Consider the following 20,648-nt stretch of genomic DNA (forward strand, 5'->3'; position numbering starts at 1 on the left):
CAGTCGCTGGATGAACGCTGTCCAGACCGATTCACCAACCCCAATGGCAGTTCAAATGGACGATGTGCAGCGCAGCACTTGAGGGTTGCTTTTGCGGGCCCTAACCGGCTTATTTCGATGAAGTCTGACGCCATTTGAGCCATGACTTGGCTGGGTAGACCGAAGCAGGTGTTCTATCGCTGTCTATGGATGCGTTGCATTCTCGACACCCCGCGATGCCAGCGTATGTATGCCGGAAAAATCGAAATTCTCCAGCATGTCTTTGACGAGGACCGTCATGGCTCCTGGCGAACCTCAAGACAGGCGTTGATTTTGATGAGCGTGCTAGGCTTGCGCGTGCTGAGCGCCTGCACCGCAACACCGACAGTCGAGCCGCCACTTATCGCGCGCAAGCCCAAGCCGACGCCGCTGCCCGCGGCGATCTTGCAGATAAAGCCGCAGCCCTCGACCGACAGCTTGCAGAAGGCCTCGGTGTGGTCGCAAGCCTCGGAGGCGACCTTAAGCGACGAGACGCCGAAGTAGCCGCGCTGTGCGACCAGGTGCAGTTTCTGCCTCGTACAAGCGCATCAAGAGCGAGGCACTCTTGGCACAAACCATCGCTGAAATGGAGCGAGCAACGTTGTCGCCAGGATAGCAAGCGTGGCCGTGGAAGGTCCAAAATCTAGACCTGGTGCCGTGTCGCCAGGAGAGTCGTCCTGCCAATCATCTGCTGTCACCCGATATATTTGGCCCACAGTCAACCCAGACATGTTGCGGCGCATCTCACCTCTGGCGCGAGACGTAGCCGTAACACTGTCAAAAGAGGCTTCATTTAGCCAAGCCGCTTTAATGCGCCACCTGGAAACACAGTGGCTCCATGTGGTGTGACAAGGTAGGAAGCGCCATCGAACGCCCAGGTGCCTCCGCATGTCGGCTGTCCATACTCTGCCGCTGGCTCAGCACGAGGGTAGAACATGTTCGCGGGGCCGATACCAGTTGCCATGGGAGATGCGCGGTTCAATCCCACAGTGCAGAATTGCAGCTGATCTAAGAAGGCGAGCGTTTGCGCTTTGACTGGCTGGATGGAACCGATTGCTGCAAAAAACATAACACACAGCAGCTGGCGCATTGGCCGAAGAAATCTTGAGGGCATAAATCACTAACTTTGTTCTTACGCGTTTACGCACAATCAACACGAAATCATCAATCTTAAACAACTGATCTTTTACGTAAATTTGGAGGATTGTGTTCCCTCAACTGAGTGTTCCAATTTGTATTATTCATTCGCCTGCAGTTGCATTAGAGGTTACACCTTCCAACCTACTTATGTAGCCTCCTACTAACCAGGTTTTGAGCAAAGTCAGCCTGTTGCAATAGCACCCGTGATCTGCTTATAGCGTGGTTGAACGGTGGCTGCGGCAACCAGGCCTGCAGCCAAAAATAGAAATAGCCTCCCCGGCGCCACTACGGCACTGGCGAGGCTATTTTTTTGTTTGGGAGCCATTGCACCTTGGCTAAACTGTATTTTATCCAGTGATAAGGATGACCCTATGCAGATCGATCCGGTTGCCATCGCGGTGCTAGGTACAAGTGCCGCTTGGCTGTCGCAAGCCCGCGCTGAGAGCTTCCCGCGCTGGGCGTGCATCTTCGCATGCCGGGCCAGCCGTTCTGGTTCTACGGCTCTTGGAAGTCCGAGCAATAGGGAATTTTCGCAGTCAGTGTGCTCTATGCGCTGGCCTGGATGAAGGGGCTGTGGATCCATTGGATTTGGCCTACAGCCAGCACCGTGGCGGTGGAGAAAATAAGCTCCGTTGATCCAATCCGGAGTAACAAATGATCCAGAGCCTGCACATCGAAAAAAGCGCGCCCGGTCAGTATCTGGCCAGGGTCATGAATGAGTATTCAGAGGCCTTGAGTTTCACCGCCAGCTCAATCGCTGGAGCGATAAGGGACACCGCTCAGATGCTGCCCAAGGCCCGCGCCTTCCACATTTGGTATGAGCATGTGAGCATTGGCACAACCCCTGTGCTGCACATGCAGCATGATCCCGAAACGCTGGCCTCCCGGCTGAAGCTGTTGCATGTGCAGTTCTGGGGCTGAACATTGACAAACCCGCATTCTAGATTGACAAAGCCCTGTTCTGGGTTGACACACTGAGGTTCGTACAGGGTTGTCCTCAACCGGTGGTTTGCACAGAATCGCAAACCGGCACTATCGAGCCTGACTCGACACCCCCATGTTGCTTTTTCCCGCCTACACTGGAGGTCAAGGAAATCAATATCCGGCTGCAAACGGACAACACCAGTTCTTGAATGCAACCTTTCCTGAGGTTCCATTTCAGCACCCTTGCTGACTGATAATTGAAAGGCCTAGCACTTCGACGACCGCTTTGCGCGTAGCTCGTTCATCTCGATAGAGCCGGTCGAGGCTTGAGCAATGGCAGTCTGGATGACCAGGGCTTTAAATTGCAGATGCGCTATGGCTGTCTTTGAGTGCATTCCTGGACTCGCAATGCCAGCGTATGTATACCGGAGAAATCGAAATTTTCCAACATTCCTCTGAGCTGGGTTATTAATGGGGCGCAGCTAGGATCTTGGCTATGGAATTCGACCCAGTTTTCAATATCCGTTAGACGGCCATGCAATGCTAGGCTGGCGAGCTCATCCAGGGCTGCATCCTCCGGTAGAGCCTGCTTGGACCAGTCCATATCTTGCAGCACGTCGCTATAGCCTGTCTTGCTTGGTGGGACAACAGACCAACTCGATTCAGTGTCTTCTATCTCAAGCATGGGCAATGCAAATGAAAACGTGGAACCTTTACCAACGCGGCTGGACACACGCAAGGTACTGCCCATGGCCGAAAGAATGCGCTGCGCAATGAACAAGCCCAACCCTGTGCTTCCGCTTGCTGCTTGGATCTGCTGAAAAGCCCCAAATATATCGATGTTTGAAGTCAAATCAATCCCAATTCCTGTGTCGCTTACCGCGAAATGCAGATAGCGACCTCCTTCATTAGAATCCAGAGTTACCGATAGCGTTACGACCCCATCATGCGTAAATTTCGCTGAGTTAGAAAGTAAATTAAGGAGTACTTGACGCAGTCGATTGCCGTCCACATCAATCAATGTCGGAACTCTTGATGGAAGTTGACAATGGAAGCAGTTCTTCTGTCTTAAACATAAAGCAGTAGCATATTCTGAAATATCTTCCAACAAAGGAAGTAAATAGGTTAATTCGGATATCAGGGCTAGTGGCTGCAATTCAAGCTTCGAGTAGTCCTGTAGCTCATTGATCAAACTTAATTGATATTTAATATTATTTTGAATAGATATCAGAGATTTTCTTTGTGCATCGGTAGCATCATTGAGTAGTAGCTCGGTATATCCAGAAATAGTAGCCAGGGGCGCACGAAGATCGTGACTGATAAAACCTAAAGTTTCTGTTTTTTGTTGATTTTTAACTTTGGCATCAACAATAGTTTTTTGCTGAAGTAAATAGTTCCCGTTGATCATCAAGCAGATGGCGGTGATTGGCATCACTGCGCAAAAAACAAAAACGTAAACAATTTGAATATAAGAAGATTCCCTTGGATTAGAGGGTATTAGGTCAGGTATAAATAAAGTGACAAATCGAATCAAATAAACCAAGCTTTCGATGGCAAGCGAGGTGGTAAGTAAGCGGTTAACGAAAGACTTTTCACCATATCTAATAACGGTGAGGAATTGAATGAAAACAAATACAAACAAAAAAGAAGTAAAGCTCATCAGTCTATACTGATAATTTGCATTACCCCACATAAACCAAAGAACCAAGACCTCGGAAATTAGCATGCAGGGTATGATAAAATACCCTATCAAAGGCCGGTCATAAAACCTCCTGATACCAAGGGTTTGCACGGCCACACCTAGCGTCAACAAGCCATTTCCAGCAGAAGAGTAAATTGTTGGATTATCACCAAACCAGCCGACATACAAGCACACTGCTAAAGTAGCAATTAAAAAACCAAGTGTGTATAGTCCAATTCTCTTAACACCAATTTGGCGAGTATGGTTGGACAAAACCAGAGGAATAAGTGCGAGCCCTGAAACGAAGGCGGACGTGGCAAAGAATAAATTGTAGTTAATCGCGATCATCTTGAGCTCGTTATCAGACCACCCTCAACACAACTTAATAATGCCAATAGTCATCAACGGGCGCATGGAGTCCATGCCAAGTATGAAATTGACACCGACTATGCGTCGTCACCAGACATGCACAGGGGCTGCCACACATCGGCTTTGGATGCTCTCATCAAGACTTCTGATGGAAACAATAGGAATCCTTGCCATTGGTGCAGTTGGATGGATGGCTGCTTAGCGATCACGAGGGTCACAACTGTTCTTATTGCTAGCAGCATCACATTGTGGCTTGGACGATGCAGCCTGCATAAATGGGCATTCCCTTACTGAGCTTGTAGTGACAGACATACAACGCGGGTGGGTATCGCTAAGCCCGCTGATGAAGGCTCCGTGGTGGCGTGTCATGCCATGACTATGGAACGGTCACGCGTCAGGGAAGTGAGATGTGAGTTACATCTAGAAGGCGACCGTTCAACGCAAGTCATGTCCCTGATAGCCGTAGGGGCTATGCATCAAGGATGCATTCAGGAATCGACTGCCACTTGCAGGTAACGATGCAAAGCAAGCATTGACTAGCGAGCCGCGAACGATAGCAACGTTTCGGTAGCGCCTGCACGGCGATAGCGGCATCTAGCAGACACTTGGAGTGCCCTGATGGCCAGCGTCGGCTACTTCGCTGAAAGCAGTCACTGGTTCGGCTCGAACCTCGGTACTCGGATGACCGCTATGAGTTTATGACCGAACGCACACGATGCGGCCATGGGAGGCAGCAACCGCTGCGCATCAGACATTGGCATCAAAGGTGTGAACGAGAGCAGCGGGTCGATAGCCGTCATCCTTAACTTCAGTGGCTCGGTCCAAGATACAAAAAATCCGCAAAAAGCCGGATAACGCAGGTCAGATCTTTCAAGCAATTTGGCCCAGGTCAGCCAATCAATGCAAAGGGTGGGGGCTCGCCGGGTTTGGGCAACAGGCGCGCCTCGCTCTAGAGCCGCGCCGGAGCGACTATAGCCTTGCGCTGGAGCCAGTAGTGGGTGGCAGCGAACAATGGTCTGCGCCGGCCGGCTTTCGCCGCCACAGACAAAGACGAGCGCAGGAATGCAGTACGCACCAATGAAAAAAACCAGCTAACGACCTGCCGAAATAGGTCTAATTAGTCTGGTTTTGTCCCGGTCTTGTCCCGTTGGTGTTTTTATAGCACTTCTGTGCTTGATTCCATTGCAGAATCTTGGTCCCCCCGACAGGAATCGAACCTGTATCTAGCGCTTAGGAGGCACTCGTTCTATCCATTGAACTACGGAGAGGGACAGCGGTGTATTGTAGAGGACTTGCAAAGCTCCCAAGCCAATCTGCGACGTCCCGACGCTGGTGCCTTCCGTTTCGACATGGTTGGGGCGCAGGGGCTCAGCGCCGCCTGCCGCGAGAGCGTCTCTGCACCGCTGGCCATTCCCAGCATGGGAAGCGCAAAATGGCAGCGCATGTTCCCCGTTCATCCCATCCCACTTCCCTCCTTGGCCGACCTCCAAGACAGCTGGCAGCCCATGGGTACGCTGCAGGCGCTCTACGTCAGAGTGGCCCAGGAGCCTGAACCCCGTTCAGTGGCCGAAGTCCAGGCCCTGGGAGGTTATGGGCTGGCGGGAGACCGGCATGCTTCCTCGTTATCCCCCCGGCAGTTGCTCGTCGCCGGCACCGATGCCTACCAGCGCTGGGGCTTGGCGGAAGGCTCGCTCCGAGAGAATATACGGGTGGATTTCTCCACCAGCGAGCTGGCCTCCGGTGATCTGTTGCGCATGGGCAGCGAGGTCGTCATCGCGATCACCTTCCTCTGTGAACCTTGCCGGTTGCTGGAGCGCAGGTGCTCGGGGACGCTGGCTTCGATCGGCCGAGACAGAGGCATGCTCGCTCGCGTGTTGAGAGGCGGAACCATTCGCCGTGGTGCCGGGGTATCGCTGTGCCGAGCCAAGGGGCCAGCCTTTAGCGACCAGTGGCAGGAGAGGGTTCAACACGTGGCCTGCGCGGTGCCGGAGGGTTCCTGGATCAGCTATCGGCAGCTCGCTGAGATGGCAGGCGTGCAAACGGCCTACTGCAGAGCTTTCCCCAAGGTACTGTCCCAGCTCCCAGAGCGCATGGCCGCCAGAGTGAGGAGCCAGCGCGATGCGCCGGGCGTTGCGCCGTGGTCCGGTGCTGGATTCTTCGATATGGGCATGGATTGATGCCTACGCTGCCAGCGCAACGCTGAGCCTAACGTCTGCGGAACCCCTGGCAAACAGGCCCCCGCCGTTTGGCAACTGCAGGGGCCTGTCATAGGTCACATCGCGCATGGCACGCGCTCATGGGCTCCATCAGTCATAGCGCAAGGTATAGATCAGGTCCAGCGCGCTGGTCGTACCGGCTGAGCCGCGCAGCTGCAGGTTGCGTGTGAAGTCGTAGAAGATGTACAGCGCACCCAAGGTCCCGGCCAGGCCCGCTTCGTAGGTCACGTACAGGTCTTGCGACAGGCGCTTGCCGACGGACAGGCTGGCGGAATCGCGGTCGGTGCCGCCAATGCCGATCTCGTCAAAGCCCAGGCTCTTGGCGATATTGCCGGTCACGCTCTCGCCCGAGCCTCCGCTCAGCAAAGCCAGTGCGGCCTGCTGTATCAGCGCACTGCTGGCGCCACCTTGGCCAGGATCACGGCCCATGACCACCCAAGAGATCTTTTCCGCATCGGGCATCTCCGGGTTGGAATACAGGCTCACGCGCGGCGCCTGCGCCGAGCCGCTGACCTGCACGCCGGCCTTGACGGCGATATTGGGGCGCAGCGCCAGAATATCGAGTGAGGGGTTGTTGTAGGGGCCGTTGAAGCGGATCAGGCCGGTTTCCACATTCAGCACCTGGCCCCAGGCGCGGTAGCGGCCTTCTTCGGTGCTGATGACGCCGGTGATGCGCGGCATGCCGATGCCGGCGCTGCCGCTGCTTTGCACATTGAGTGTGCCAGTGAGGCGCGTGGTGATGCCATAGCCTTGCAGCGCAAAGTCACGGCCCATGTCCAGCTTGATATTCAGGATCAGCGGCTTGGCGGGCTCGACCCGGCCGGCGGGGGCATCGAGCTTGGCCTGTGCGGCCTTGGCCGCTTCTTGCTTGGCTTTTTCTGCGGCGGCTGCGCGGCTGGCCTTGGTGCTGACCACCACATCGCTGCCCAGCTTGGGCGAGGATTCATCGGCCAGCATGATGCTGGCGCGGTCCACCTTCAGGTCGCCAGTGATGCTGAGCTGGCCCTGCTGCAGCTGGCTGCGCACCTGGCCCGAGACGCTGACCTGGCGGTCGGCGCGCACCAGCACCTGCAGCGCCTTGGCCTGGGTGCGGATGTCCATGCGGATATCGGGCGCGGCGCCGTTTTGCGGCATGGTCCAGCTGATGGTGCCGGTGGCATCGAGCGTGCCGCCGCTGGTGGGCGCGGCCGTCAGGTTGCCGCTGTAGCCGGCAATGCGCGCGCGGCTGCCTTCGCCGCCGTCAAAGTGCAGGCTTTGCAGCTCCAGCGTATTGCCGTTAAGCTGGGCGCGCAGGCTTCCGTTGCGCAGGTCCACGCCATCCAGTTGCGACTGGATATGCATCTTGTCTGCGGTGATGGTGCCGCTCCAGCGTGGGTCTTGCAGGTTGCCCGCCAGCTGCACATTGGCCGCCAGGCTGCCGGCCACGCGCCAGCCCGGTGGGGCAAAGCTGGCCCAGATGCCCAGGTCAGGCATTTGGGCCTGCACGTTGCCGGACAGCGGTGCATCGGGGGCCACGGTGGCGCCCAGGTAGTTCTTGCCTTCGTACTGCAGCGCGGTTTGCACATCGGCCGTGAGCTGGCCGGCGTTGACCGAATCCCATTGCACGCGGCTGCGCACCTGGCGGTCCTGCACGGTTAGCTCGACCTTGGCGGTGCGGATGCGGGCGATGATCGTCTGGCCTTCGGCCGAGAAGGCCTTGGAGACCGCGCCTTCCTTGCCGCTCGAGTGGAAGGTGACGTTTGTGGGCGCGCTGCCCTGGGTGTGCAGCTGCAGATCGCCGCTGGCGCGCTCGATCTCGACCTTGGCGTTGAGGCCGTTTTGTGTGTTGACATCCCAGCGGCCCTGGACCACCAGGTCAGAGTCAAAAGGGCTGTGCTTTTGCGCCTGGCTGGGATCGGGCTTTTGGAAAGCACGGATCCAGCGCAGGGGCAGGCCTTGCAGGCTGCCGGTGCTTTGCAGTTGTACCGCTTTGTCTGCCCCTTGGCTGAACTGCAGGGGGTTCCATTGCAGGGTGACCGTGCCGGGCTCGGGCCCGGTCAGCTGCAACTGGCTGGCGCCGGTGCTGGCGCGCAGTGGCTGGTTGCCGGCGGGCAGCTGCAGTTTGAAGTCCAGCGGCTGCTGCAGCTGCACCTGCCACGGCGCCTTATTGGGCGGCAGCGTGGCGCGCGCCTGCAGCTTGCTCAAGGCGCCGCTCCACTGTTTGGCCGCCGTGCTGTTGGCGGCCATGCTGACCTGGGCGGCCATCTGCTGCTCGCCATGCTGGGCTTGGGCACGCAGATCAAGCTGCACTTTTTTGAGGTTGCCGACCAGCGCCAGCTCGGTATCGCGCAGCTGCCACAGGTCCGCGGCATCGGCGCTGGTGCGCACGCTTAGCTGCGGGGTGGTGATGTTGGCATCGAGCGCAAAGGGCTGGCCGCCGGTGGGAATGCCCGCAGGCAGCTGGGCCAGCAGCCCCGCTTGCTGCAGCTGGCGCAGCGCATCGCCATAGCCGCCGCTAAAGCGCAGCTTGGCGTCGAGGCTGCCCTGGGCCAGCATGCCCTCGGGCAGCGTCTGGGCCATGCCGGGCAGCTTGCGCAGCCATTGCAGCAGTTGCTCGGCACTGCTCAGACGCAGTGCGATGGTGCCCTGGCCTTGCTGGGGCGCGGCCTGGGCCTTGGCGTCCAGGTTGGCACCGGGCGCCTGCACCGACAGCTCGCCCGCGCCACTGCGCTGGTCGATGTTGGCGGTCAGCTGCTTGGCGCTAATATGCGCGCCCATCGCATCGATCTGCGCGCTTTGCAGCTGCAGCTCGGGCGCTTTCCACTGGCCCTTGGCGATCACGCGGTCGATCGGCAAGCTGGTGCTCGCTGCTGTGGCCTTGGCCGGTGTGCGGCGGTCGGACGTGATGTTGGCGTCAAACACAATGGCGTCATTCTGTGACTGGGCCGACAGGCTGCCAGACAGCGGTGCACTGTCGATGCGGGTGTCGACCAGCGCCGGGTTGATCGCGCGCAGCGCCGCCTGGATGCCGGCATGGTGGTCCGCCAGGCGGTAGTGGCCTTGGGCACTCAGGCTGCCGCTGCCCAGTTGCACCTGGCTGCCGCCTAGCACATCAACACGCTGGCCATCAAACAGCGCATGGGTCTGCACGGCGCTAACGGGCAGGTGCTGGTGGTTGATAGGGCCGGGCAGGGCGTTGCTGAGGTCGATCTGGATATCGAGCGGCACCGGCAGCAGCGCAGGGGGCGCGGCGGGCTTGGTATCTGAGGTGTCTGAACCTGCTGGTGCAGCGCTGCTGGTGGCCATGGGGTCCACCGGCACATCCAACAGTGCGGGCGCTGGATGGGCGGCATGGGTGCTGCTGAGCAGATCAGCGGCCGCCTCCGTCACAGTCAGCTGGCCATTGAGCAAGGTGGTGGGCAGGCTGGGCAAAAAGGCAGCCAGGTTGACGCTTTGCAGCTGGGCTTGCGCGGGGCCCAGCGGCCAGGGGCGCCAGGGGTAGACGGTGGCATCGACGTTGGCCTGCATCGGCGCGGCGCCCGCCAGCGCCTGGGCGGAACGGGCGGCCTGGGCCTTGGCGGCTTTCTCTTGTGCCGACGGCGCCTTGGCGGCCGTATTTTTGCGGGCGGCGGTGGACGCTGGTGCATCGGCCGCTGTGGTCTTGGGGGCCGCTGCCTCAAACTGCGGCTTGACCTGGGCCTGCACGCGCAAGGCGGCATCCAGGCCGGACAAGGTGCCGGTCACCTGCACACCGGCATCGGCCAGGATGGCGGGCAGGGTGTCGGTGGCCGGCTGGTCCAGCTGGGCTTTCAGATCGGCAGCGATCTGCATGGGCGCCAATGCATCCACATCGGCTTTGAGCTGCAGGCGGCTGTTGAAGGCCTCGACCTTGTCGATCTGCAGCTGGTGCTTGTCAGCGGCATAGCGGTAGTGGCCCTGCAGTTGCGTGACGGTGATGGGTTTGGGCGCAGCCCAGACGATTTCGTCCACGGTAAAAGGCACCTCCAGCACGCGCAGAGGCAGGGGCAACTGCTCCAGAGGCTGGCTGGGTTCCTTGGGCTTGTCGATGCCCGAAGGGGTGATGGTGACCTTGGCGATATGGAAGGGCGCCAGGCGCAGCTCGCGGTCCCAGATCTTGTCCAGGCTCCAGCCGATGGTGGCTTGGTCCACCTGTACGCTGATCGACGGGTTGCTCCACTGCAGCTGGCCAATGCTGCCGCCGCCGCGCAGGCTGCCTTGTACATCCTGGGCTTGCAGCTGCATGTCGGCCGGCAAAAAGCGCTGGGCCAGGGTGATAGTGCGGGCGAGCGAGTCGTTCTGCCCGCTCCACCACCAGGCGCCGCCCACGAGGGCGGCCAGCAGCACGATGAGGGCAATGAGCAACCACAGCAGTGCGCGCGCGGCGCGCCGCAGGGCGCTGCGCTTTTTCGGAGAGGAAGGGCCGCTGGGAGGCGACGCCGCCGGCTGCGCTGCGCTGGCGGTGGGTGCGGTTGCGTGTGTATCTGCCATGTTTTAGAAGCTGTATCCCAGACGCAAATGCAAGCGGAAGCGTTCGTCTTTCAAGCCATAGGCCACATCGGCCTGCAGCGCGCCCACGGGGCTGCGCCAGCGCAGGCCCGTGCCAATGCCCCAGTAGGGCGACAGATCACCGGCCTTGTCGGCGACCGAGCCCACATCGGCAAACACGGCCGATTCCCAGGCGCTGATCTCGCCATTGCGCACCAGGGGGCGCTGGTACTCGACACTGCCCACATACATGTAGCGGCCGCCATAGACCTGGTCATCGGCCACGCGGGTGCCGATCTTCTTGTAGCCGTAGCCGCGCACGGTGGTGTCACCACCGGTGATGAACAGCTGGGTGGCCGGGATCACCGCCGAGTCCTTGGCGAGGATGGCGCCGCCTTCGGCCCGCAGCGCAATGCGGGCGCTGCGCGAGCTGCCGTTGGGCGCGGTGACCTTGCCCGCTGGCACAAAGCCTTGCCAGCGCAGCAAGCTGCGCACAAAGGGGTCGCGGTCCGGCGTGATGGTGTAGCCCGCGCCCAGCTCGGCGGCAATGCCGTAGCCGCGCGTGGGGTCGGTGTTGTTGTTGAAATAGCGGCCCGTCCAGCCGTAGTTGACGCTCAGGGCGCTACTGGACGGAATCTTTTCCTGGCCCTGCACCGACGAGAAGTCGTACTGCAAGAACGCGCTGCGGTCGATATGGTCGCTGCTTTTTTTGTGGCCGCCGCGCAGCTGCATGGAGTTGACGGTGAAGTCGCCATTGAGCTCGCGCTTGACCTCGCCCGCGCCAAAGTAGGCCCAGCCACTTTCCTTGGGCAGATCGGTCCATTCGGTGGACAGCAGCTTCTTGTCACGCTCGAAAGAGAACTTGCTCACCGCCCGCCAGCCCAGTCCGGGCATCTTGTTGTGCGTGTGGTCCAGACTCAGGCGCGGCCCGGTGTCGGTAGACATACCGATACCGAACACCACCTTTTGCATCTTGGCCTCGCGCACCTGGGCGATCACCGGTGCTTCCTTGGGGTTGGCGGTGTCCGTGTCCAGCGTCAAAAACACCGAGTCGTAGTAGCCGCTGCCCGCCAGCCGGGTCTGGGCGTCGAGCATGTCGGCCTCACTGTAGTTCTGGCCGCTGGGCAGGCGCGCAATGCGGGCTATGCCTTGGGCGTCGTAGCGCTCGGCGCCTTCGATGCGCAGCGGACCAAACTTGTAGAGCGGGCCGCTGTCGTAGCCCACCGAGAGCTTGGCCTCGTTGGTATCACCATCGATATTGGCCTGGCTGTTGCTGATCTTGGCCGTGGGGTAGCGGTTGCGCTGCAGGCTGCGCAGGCCCTCGGACTTGGCGCTGCTCCATTCTTTCTGGGTAAAGCCCTCGCCGGGCTGCAGATCCCAGTTGCGCTCAAAGCGCGCGCGGCGCGCGGGAAAGTTCTTCTCCTGGGTCACTTCGCCGCTGTAGTCCAGTTCCACCTCGGTCACCTTGGTCTGCGGGCCGGGTTCGACCTCGATGACCAGCTGCGGGCGCGCCTGGCTGTTTTCTGCCGATATGCCGCTGTCGGCGGGAGCCGCTCCGGTGTCATAGGCATCGATCTTGATCTCGGGGCTGAAGTAGCCCAAGGTGCCCATCAGCTCTCGCACATCTTCATCGGCGCCGCCCAGCAGGCGCGTCATCTCCGTCATTTGCAGGCCGGGAAAGTTGCGGTAGCGCTTGAGCTCCACATACTGCTCCAGGTACTCGCGCACCTTCTTGGGGGCCTTGACGGTGATATCAAACGCGGGCTCGCTGCTGGCATGCGTCGCGGAGTCGTCCGCGTCATCGGCCTTGGGAGTGCTGCTGCAGCCTGCGAGCAGGGCAGCAGTAAGAATAAAAAACGCCGGCAGAACCGGCGTTGTCAGACGGTGTCGCATGGTCACTTTGACAGCAAGCGCATGGTGTCCTCCAGCCCTTTGAGTGACAGAGGGAACATACGATCGCCTACGAGTTGTTGTATCAGGCTGATGCTTTGGCGATATTGCCACACGCCTTGCGGCTCCGGATTGATCCAGGCGTGTTTCGGAAAGGCATGGGTCAATCGCTTCAGCCACTCGGCCCCAGGTTCCTCATTGTTGTACTCAACAGAGCCCCCGGCTTGTAGGACTTCGTATGGACTCATTGTGGCATCGCCCACAAAGATGAGTTTGTAATCTTTGTTATATTTTCTGATGATGTCCCAGGTGGGGAATTTCTCAGCGTAGCGGCGTTTATTGTTCTTCCACATATAGTCGTAGACGCAATTGTGAAAATAATAAAACTCGAGGTGCTTGAACTCGCTTTTGACGGCGCTGAATAATTCCTCGACGCGTTGAATATGGTCGTCCATGGTGCCGCCCACATCCATCAGCAGCAGTACCTTCACATGGTTATGGCGCTCGGGCACCATCTTGATATCGAGGTAGCCGGCATTGGCGGCGGTCGCGCGGATGGTGTCTGGCAGGTCCAGCTCCAGTTCATTACCTTCACGGGCAAAGCGGCGCAGGCGGCGCAGTGCCACCTTGATATTGCGGGTGCCCAGCTCCTGGGTGTCGTCGTAATCGCGGTAGGCGCGCTGCTCCCAGACCTTGACGGCGCTGCGGCTCTTGCCCGGGCCGCCAATGCGCACGCCTGCCGGGTTATAGCCACCATGGCCAAAGGGGCTGGTGCCGTTGGTGCCAATCCATTTGTTGCCGCCTTCGTGCCGGCCTTTTTGCTCTTCCAGGCGTTTTTTGAGCGTCTCCATCAGCTCGTCCCAGCCCATCGCCTCGATGGCAGCCTTTTGCTCGGCGCTGAGCTCTTTTTCCAGCACCTGCTTGAGCCAGTCCTCGGGCAGCTCCTTCTTCCAGTCGGTGAGCATCTCCATGCCCTTGAAGTAGGCGCCAAAGGCCTGGTCGAACTTGTCGAACAGCTTTTCATCCTTGACCAGGCATAGCCGGGCCAGAAAATAAAAATCGTCCAGGCTCCAGGCGTCCTCGGAGCGGGGCCCGGCCAGGCCCTTGTCCAGGGCTTCGAGCAAGGTGAGCAGCTCCTTGACCGACACTGGCAACTTGGCCGCGCGCAAGGTGTAGAAAAAGTCTATCAACATGGTCTTGTAAACAATCCGTAACAGTTTGGCGCTAGCCTCTCCAGTCTAACGGGTACTCAAAAGGCAAGCTGTCATGGTGATGATCAAAACGGACAAGGCACGCCAGGCGTTGCGTGACCGCGGCAGCCTGTCCGTGCAGGAGCGCCAGATTCTGATCTTGTGCGATGGCAACCGCTCGCGTCAAGAGATCGCGCGTTGGGTCGGGGACAGCGCTGGCAGCGTGCTCGATGCCTTGGTCACGGCAGGTTATCTGGCGATGCAGCAGCCACCCGCTCCACCACCTCCGGCTCCCGCACCGCCACCACCTCCGGCTCCCGCACCGCCACCGCCACCGTCTCCCGTCGCAGCACCTGCGCCCGTGCCTGCGCCAGTGCAGGTGGCACCCAGCCCGGCCGCCGCGCCCGTGTATGTCGAGCAAACGCGAGCCAGCCAGGGCAGCAAACGCTCGCTGGCGGGCTGCAAGATGTATGCGGTGGGGATTTTGCAGATGCAGCGCAGTGCCGATGCAATGGCGCTTGCCGTGCGGGTGCAGCAGGCCAGCGACGAGACAGAGCTGCTCCTGGGCCTGGTGGACATGGTCACCTTCCTCGAGCAGATGACCAACACCGGCTATGCCGACAATGTCAAAACCCATCTGCGCCAGATTCTGCCGGAGCAGTACCTGGGCGTGCTGAACCTGCAGACGGCTTAAATCAGCCGTTTCTTTAATCTCAGCGCGGCTGGTTCAGCAGGTACAGCAGCTGCGCCTTGGCCTCGGGCCATTCACCGGCGAGCATGCTGTAGAGCACGGTGTCGCGCACGGTGCCATCGCGGCGCGGTGCATGGTGGCGGATGACGCCGTCCTTCTTGGCGCCCAGGCGCTCAATCGCCCGCTGGCTGGCAAAGTTGTAGTTGTCGGTGCGCCAGCCCACGACGGCGGCGCCCAGCGTCTCAAAGGCATGGGTCAGCAGCAGCAGCTTGCAGGTGGTGTTGACATGGCTGCGCTGCACGCTGCGGGCGTACCAGGTGTAGCCAATCTCCACGCGTTTGAGCGCCGGCACGATGTCGTGGTAGCTGCTGGTGCCCAGCAGCTGGCCGCTGGCCTCGTCCACCACCGCAAAGGGCATGCGGCTGCCCGCTTCGCGCATCGCCAGTGCCTGCTCGATGTAGGCGCGGGTGTTCTCGGGCTCGGGCACCGAGGTGACGCGGATGTTCCACAGCTCACCGTCTTGCGCGGCGGCGCGCAGGCCCGCCTCATGCGCCAAGGTCAGCGGGGTCAGCAGCACGCCACGGGCGCGCAGTTCGGTGGGTTCTACAAAGGCCATTGCCTCGTCCTATTCAGTGTGGTTGTTGCGGCGGATGCGCCAGCGCCGGGCCAGTTGCAGGCCGGCGCCGCCGCCCAGGCCCACCAGCGCAATGGCGGCGATGCTGCTGGCGCCATAGCCTTCGGAGAACAGCTGCCAGCCCAGCAGCGTGCCAATGCCCCAGCCCAGCAGTGCGCCGGCGAGAAAACCCGCCGCGTCGCTCAGCCCTTCGATCAGCAGTTGCTGTGGCGTTGCCATGGCGGCTTTAGCGGTTGCGCTGGTTCATGAACACCAGCTTTTCAAACAGGCTCACATCCTGCTCGTTTTTCAGCAATGCGCCCACCAGCGGCGGGATGGCGATTTTCTGGTCGGCCGTCTGCAGCACTTCGGGCGGAATGTCCTCGGCCAGCAGCAGTTTGAGCCAGTCGATCAGCTCGCTGGTGGAGGGCTTTTTCTTCAGGCCCGGCAGGTTGCGGATGTCAAAGAACACCTTCATCGCCGCCGACAGCAGCTCCTGCTTGAGCGCAGGAAAGTGCACGGCCACGATCTGCTGCATGGTCTCGGCATCGGGGAACTTGATGTAGTGGAAAAAGCAGCGGCGCAGGAAAGCGTCCGGCAGCTCCTTTTCGTTGTTCGAGGTGATGACCACCAGCGGGCGGTGCTTGGCGCGGATCATCTGGCGCGTCTCGTAGCAGTAGAACTCCATGCGATCGATTTCGCGCAAGAGGTCATTGGGGAATTCGATATCCGCCTTGTCGATCTCGTCGATCAGCAGCGCCACCGGCGCGTCGGCCGTGAAGGCCTGCCACAGCACGCCTTTGAGGATGTAGTTGTTGATGTCCTTGACGCGGGCTGCGCTCTGGGGGTCGGCGAGCTGGCTGTCACGCAGACGACTGACCGCATCGTACTCATACAAACCCTGCTGGGCCTTGGTGGTGGACTTGATATGCCACTGCAGCAGCGGCATGCCTAGCGCCTGTGCAACCTCCTCCGCCAGCATGGTTTTCCCTGTCCCTGGTTCCCCCTTGACGAGAAGCGGTCTTTGAAGGGTAATTGCCGCATTGACCGCCAGCATGAGGTCATTGGTCGCGACGTAGTTCTGTGTGCCTTGGAATTTCATGGAAGTGGATGCAGAATCGTGATGACGGGGCCAGTACAGCGTTGACTATAAACCCAGATCTCCGCATCACTGCGGCGGCCTGAACCACACGATTGTGCGCACAATGAATAAAAGATGGACCACGATATTTGCCTTGCTTGTCGCGTCAGCGACGGGCGCAGTCTGCGCGCAGGAGATCAAGGGCAATGCCAAGGCGGCTGAGGGCAAGGTGGCGATGTGCATCGGCTGCCACGGCATTGTGGGCTACAAGGCCAGCTTCCCCGAGGTCTACCAGGTGCCCAAGATTTCGGGACAGAGCGAAAAATACATCGACGCGGCCCTGCATGCCTACAAGAAGGGCGACCGCAAACACCCGACGATGCGCGCCATTGCCGATTCGCTGAGCGAGCAAGATATTGCCGATCTGGCCGCCTACTACGCGCAGCACACGGTGGGCGCGACCCAGCTGGCGGATAAACCGTCCAAGGTGCCCAGCGCCGAGGTGGCCGAATTGCTGAAAAAAGGCACCTGCGTGAGCTGCCATGGCGACAACTTCTCCAAGCCGCTCGATCCTTCGTACGCCAAGCTCGGCGGCCAGCATCCCGACTACCTCTACGCGGCGCTCAAGTCCTACACCATCGAGAAAAACGCCCGCATCGGCCGCAACCACCCGATCATGGTGGGCATGGCCAAGCAGCTGACCCACGCCGAGATGAAGGCGCTGGCCAACTACATTGGCAGCCTGGATGGTCCGCTGCAAATCGTGCCCGAGTCGCGTTTTCGCAGCAAGCAGGCCTCCAACTGACACCTGAGTCTGGCCAGTGGTTGGCCGCTCAGTCTTTGGTGGCCTGGCGCTGCACGGCCGCCACATAGGCATTGCCGTCCGGTGGGCGGCCCGAGCGCTGGCTCTCCCACAGCATCGTGCCCAGGCATTCCATGGCCACATGGTGGGCGTCGTGCAACGAACCCAGGCGCTTGGCCAGCAGCTCCACCGCCTGGCGAATGCCGCGCGGCTGGTCAATGCTGCACTGCTCGCTGATCGACAGGTGCATCGACAGGTGCAGGAAGGGATTGGTCTTTTCCGGCGTGAGGTCGTAGTTGCGGGCAATGGCCGCGTCCACATCGCTCAGGTCTTCGCGGTATTCCGGGTGCTCATCGATCCACAGGCTGGCCAGGGTTTCGATGGCCTCCATCGGCTGGCCCGCCTGGTGCTTGGCATAGGCGGCGCAGAAAAATCGCCGGACATCGGCTTGGGAGGGGTTGAACATAGGGCGCACAGCGTAGCATGCGCTTGGCAGCGACGCTGGGCTGTGGTTAAGGCGGTGGAGGGATGGCCGGCGCTCAGATCTGGCTGTGCGGGTCTTCGGGCGGCGGCGGGTAGGGGCTGCTCGGTGCGTCCTTGGCTTCCTGCACCTGCTCTTGCCTTTCCTGCCGCTCGCGCGCCATTTGCTCGACCAGTTGTTCACGTCCCTGCTTGGCAACGGCGAGCATGGTTTCGCGGTCATGGTGGTGTTCGTACATCTTGTCCGACAGCTCGATGTTGTGCGCGCGGAACACCGTCACCACGTACTGGGCGTCTTCGGCGCTGTAGCCCATCAGCTCCAGCGCCTTCTCGGCCGTCTGCAGGCTGGAGTCAAACACCTCGCGGTCGACATGGTGCACGCCCATGTCGCGCAGCGCATACCAGTGCGCCACATCCTTGGCCCGGGCGACGATCTTGAGGTGCGGAAAATGCTGCTGCACCAGGCGCACGATCTGGTTGGTCTGCAGCTCGTCATCCACGGCAATCACCATGACTTCGGCCTTCTCGGCGCCGGCAATACGCAGCAGGTCCTGGCGCGTGGCATCGCCGTAGAACACCCGGTAGCCAAAGTTCTGCGCCACTTCCAGCATCTCCACGCTGTGGTCGAGGATCACCGCCTTGATGCCCTGGCTCAGCAGCACGCGGGTGACGATCTGGCCGTAGCGGCCAAAACCGGCGATCAGCACGGTGGCCTCCTGCTGCTCACTCAGCTCAGGCGGCACATCGTCGCCCTTGGCCAGGTTGGCAAAGCGGGGCATCAGCCAGCGGTCCATCGCCGCCACGATCAGCGGCGTGGCCACCATCGAGATGGCGACTGAGCCGATCAGCAGGGACGACTGCTGGGGCGTCAGGATGCGTTGCGCCTGGGCGGCGCTGAACACCACAAAGGCAAACTCCCCGCCTTGGGCCAGCAGCAGGGTAAACAGCGGGCGCTCCTGCACCGGCATGCGCAAGAGCTTGGCCAGGCCATAGATGACCACCGATTTGATGAGCAGAAACAGCAGCACCAGCACCAGCATGGTGAGCGGCGCCTGCACGATGACCGTGAAATCGATGCTCATGCCCACGGCGATGAAGAACAGGCCCAGAAGCAGTCCCTTGAAGGGCTCGATATCGGTCTCGAGCTCGGCGCGGAACTCGCTGTCGGCCAGCAGCACACCGGCGAGAAAGGCGCCCAGCGCCATCGACAGGCCAATTTGCAACATCAAAAAGGCAATGCCCACGACCAGTAGCAAGGCGGTGGCGGTCGATATCTCGCGCGACTCGCTTTGCGCAATCCAGCGCAGCACCGGGCGCAGCAGGTAGCGGCCCACCAGAATCACGGCCACGATGATGGCCAGGGTCTTGCCGATCTCCAGCAGGATGTTGCCGTCGTTCTGCGCGGCCTGGTGGCCCACGGCCAGCAGCGGAATCATGGCCAGGATCGGGATGGCGGCGACGTCCTGGAACAGCAAAATCGCAAAGCTGGTCTTGCCGCTAGTGGTGGACATCAGGTTGCGCTCGGCAATGCTTTGCAGTGCGATCGCGGTCGATGACAGCGCCAGGCCCAGCGCGGCAATCAGCGCCAGATGCCAGTCATAGCCAAAAGCCAGGCCCGCAGCAAAGAGCCCGGCGGTGCACAGCAGCACCTGGGCGGTGCCCACGCCGAAGATGGGCCGGCGCATGCTCCACAAGCGGCTGGGCTGCAGCTCCAGCCCGATCAGGAACAGCATCAGCACGACGCCGAATTCGGAGAAATGCAGGATGTCCTGCACATTGCTGACCAGCTGCAGGCCGCTGGGGCCGATGATGATGCCCGCGACCAGGTAGCCGATGATGGTGCCCAGGCCCAGCGCGCGGGAGATCGGCACCGCGATGACGGCTGCGGCCAGGTAGAGAAAGGTATAGGTAAGCCAGGCGGGAGCGTGTTCCATGCTTGCGTTTTGTTATCGGTGTTTTGTCGTTGCGGTGCACAGATTACTTTTATTTGCCGGGTCACGGTAATTTATTGCAATGTTTTGCGGTTGGCGCAGGTGGGTATTGCCGCCTTAGTTATCAAAAAGAGATGTGCGGATGCTCGGCAATGGCAGCGGCGCCCACGGGCCTGGCCAGGCCGCGCGATAATCGCCGCTTTGCCCCGCAGGGGCTGCGTTGGTGGCAGACGGCTCTGCTGCCTCAGGATGGACCATGGATTTGCATACTTGGATGGCGTATCTCGTTGCGGCTTGCATCATTGCCGTATCTCCCGGATCGGGCGCCGTGTTGTCAATGAGCCACGGGCTCTCTTACGGCGTGCGCAAGACCAGCGCCACCATCCTGGGCCTGCAATTGGGCCTGCTCCTGATCCTGCTGATTGCCGGGGCCGGTGTCGGCTCGCTGTTGATTGCTTCGGAGACGGCTTTCAATGTCGTCAAGATCGTCGGGGCCTGCTACCTGATCTATATCGGCTTTTCCCAGTGGCGCGCCAAGGGCGGCATCATGGACACCCAGGCCGAGCAGCCCGCCAGCGGCAGCTGGCAAAAACGGGCGCTGAGCGGCTTTTTGACCAATGCCACCAACCCCAAGGGCATCATCTTCATGGTGGCGGTGCTGCCCCAGTTCATGACCTCCGAGCGGCCGCTGTGGTTGCAGTTGCTGATTCTGGCGGCCACCACCTTGGCCGTCGACACCGTGGTGATGCATGGCTACGCGGGCAGCGCCAGCGTGCTGCGCCGCCTGCTGCGCGACAGCCGCGCCATGCGTATCCAGAATAAGGTGTTTGGCGGCCTGCTGATGCTGGTGGGCATGGGCCTGTTTTTCGTCAAGCGCTCGCAAAGCGCGGCTTGAGCCTAAGAACCTGTTTAAAGTCTCCTCGCGCCGCGACAGTGTCTTTGCGAGATGGGATGCGAGGCACAGCGCGCAGCCAATAGCCAGCTATTGGCAAGCGCTGCAACGAAGCAGACCGCTCGCAAAGCCACTGTCCCTACGGGTTGGAGTGAAATCGGGCGATTTCTGCGCGCTGGCCCTTGCTTGCACCCCGGTGCAAGCTGCGTTCCATCCCTTCGAACTCATCCCGATTGCACTCCAAC

Annotated in this window: 15 protein-coding genes and 1 tRNA gene; 6 read left to right on the forward strand and 10 right to left on the reverse strand. The window is 60.4% G+C overall.

Going from position 1 to position 20,648, the window contains the following annotated elements:
* Nucleotides 1-141 precede the first annotated feature (141 nt).
* Complete coding sequence (locus DCO45_RS04215) at nt 142-522, forward strand: hypothetical protein (protein WP_133248066.1); 381 nt, start codon at nt 142-144, stop codon at nt 520-522.
* 1,290 nt (nt 523-1,812) lie between these two features.
* Nucleotides 1,813-2,079, forward strand: coding sequence for a hypothetical protein (locus tag DCO45_RS04225; protein WP_116924666.1), 267 nt, complete (start codon nt 1,813-1,815; stop codon nt 2,077-2,079).
* Between the two features lie 376 nt (nt 2,080-2,455).
* Here DCO45_RS04225 and DCO45_RS04230 read toward each other — a convergent pair whose 3' ends face one another.
* Both DCO45_RS04230 and DCO45_RS04235 read right to left on the reverse strand, forming a co-directional pair.
* A complete protein-coding gene (locus DCO45_RS04230; RefSeq protein ID WP_116924667.1) occupies nt 2,456-4,111 on the reverse strand; it encodes a HAMP domain-containing sensor histidine kinase in 1,656 nt (551 codons plus the stop codon).
* Nucleotides 4,112-5,325: 1,214 nt separating this feature from the next.
* Nucleotides 5,326-5,400, reverse strand: a tRNA-Arg gene (locus DCO45_RS04235).
* Nucleotides 5,401-5,424: 24 nt separating this feature from the next.
* On the opposite strand from DCO45_RS04235, the gene DCO45_RS04240 reads away from it, so the two are divergent.
* Nucleotides 5,425-6,309 carry an MOSC domain-containing protein gene (locus tag DCO45_RS04240; RefSeq protein WP_133248067.1) on the forward strand — a complete coding sequence of 295 codons (885 nt, stop codon included), beginning with the start codon at nt 5,425-5,427 and terminating at the stop codon, nt 6,307-6,309.
* A gap of 129 nt (nt 6,310-6,438) precedes the next feature.
* Here the strand turns inward: DCO45_RS04240 and DCO45_RS04245 are convergent, their stop codons facing one another.
* Genes DCO45_RS04245 through DCO45_RS04255 form a run of 3 tightly spaced genes read right to left on the reverse strand, consistent with a single transcriptional unit; the run spans nt 6,439 to nt 13,916 of the window.
* Nucleotides 6,439-10,836 carry a translocation/assembly module TamB domain-containing protein gene (locus DCO45_RS04245; protein ID WP_116924669.1) on the reverse strand — a complete coding sequence of 1,466 codons (4,398 nt, stop codon included), beginning with the start codon at nt 10,834-10,836 and terminating at the stop codon, nt 6,439-6,441.
* A gap of 3 nt (nt 10,837-10,839) precedes the next feature.
* Nucleotides 10,840-12,726 (reverse strand): autotransporter assembly complex family protein, encoded by a 1,887-nt coding sequence (locus tag DCO45_RS04250; RefSeq protein WP_116924670.1) that lies wholly within the window; start codon nt 12,724-12,726, stop codon nt 10,840-10,842.
* A gap of 2 nt (nt 12,727-12,728) precedes the next feature.
* Nucleotides 12,729-13,916, reverse strand: a complete 1,188-nt coding sequence (locus tag DCO45_RS04255; RefSeq protein ID WP_021025348.1) for a VWA domain-containing protein — start codon at nt 13,914-13,916, stop codon at nt 12,729-12,731.
* 73 nt (nt 13,917-13,989) lie between these two features.
* Between DCO45_RS04255 and DCO45_RS22885 the strand changes: the two genes are divergently transcribed.
* Nucleotides 13,990-14,607: a hypothetical protein gene (locus DCO45_RS22885; protein ID WP_165841118.1), complete on the forward strand. Its 618-nt coding sequence runs from the start codon at nt 13,990-13,992 to the stop codon at nt 14,605-14,607.
* A gap of 19 nt (nt 14,608-14,626) precedes the next feature.
* Here DCO45_RS22885 and DCO45_RS04270 read toward each other — a convergent pair whose 3' ends face one another.
* The 3 genes from DCO45_RS04270 to DCO45_RS04280 are packed head-to-tail and all read right to left on the reverse strand — an operon-like array spanning nt 14,627 to nt 16,319.
* Nucleotides 14,627-15,220, reverse strand: coding sequence for a GNAT family protein (locus DCO45_RS04270; RefSeq protein WP_116924673.1), 594 nt, complete (start codon nt 15,218-15,220; stop codon nt 14,627-14,629).
* Nucleotides 15,221-15,229: 9 nt separating this feature from the next.
* Nucleotides 15,230-15,457, reverse strand: a complete 228-nt coding sequence (locus tag DCO45_RS04275; RefSeq protein WP_116924674.1) for a hypothetical protein — start codon at nt 15,455-15,457, stop codon at nt 15,230-15,232.
* Nucleotides 15,458-15,464: 7 nt separating this feature from the next.
* On the reverse strand, nt 15,465-16,319 hold the full coding sequence (locus tag DCO45_RS04280; protein WP_116924675.1) for a MoxR family ATPase: 855 nt from the start codon (nt 16,317-16,319) through the stop codon (nt 15,465-15,467).
* Nucleotides 16,320-16,422: 103 nt separating this feature from the next.
* On the opposite strand from DCO45_RS04280, the gene DCO45_RS04285 reads away from it, so the two are divergent.
* Entirely contained in the window at nt 16,423-17,103 is a 681-nt protein-coding gene (locus DCO45_RS04285; RefSeq protein ID WP_116924676.1) for a c-type cytochrome, read from the forward strand.
* Between the two features lie 28 nt (nt 17,104-17,131).
* On the opposite strand, the gene DCO45_RS04290 is transcribed toward DCO45_RS04285, so the two are convergent.
* Entirely contained in the window at nt 17,132-17,566 is a 435-nt protein-coding gene (locus DCO45_RS04290) for a DUF1841 family protein (protein ID WP_021025342.1), read from the reverse strand.
* Nucleotides 17,567-17,639: 73 nt separating this feature from the next.
* A complete protein-coding gene (kefC, locus tag DCO45_RS04295; RefSeq protein WP_116924677.1) occupies nt 17,640-19,514 on the reverse strand; it encodes a glutathione-regulated potassium-efflux system protein KefC in 1,875 nt (624 codons plus the stop codon).
* Between the two features lie 253 nt (nt 19,515-19,767).
* Between kefC and DCO45_RS04300 the strand changes: the two genes are divergently transcribed.
* Nucleotides 19,768-20,406, forward strand: coding sequence for a LysE family transporter (locus DCO45_RS04300; protein WP_116924678.1), 639 nt, complete (start codon nt 19,768-19,770; stop codon nt 20,404-20,406).
* Nucleotides 20,407-20,648 lie beyond the last annotated feature (242 nt).

This window comes from Comamonas sp. JNW (genome assembly GCF_003105075.1).
In the GTDB taxonomy this organism is placed as follows: domain Bacteria; phylum Pseudomonadota; class Gammaproteobacteria; order Burkholderiales; family Burkholderiaceae_C; genus Comamonas; species Comamonas squillarum.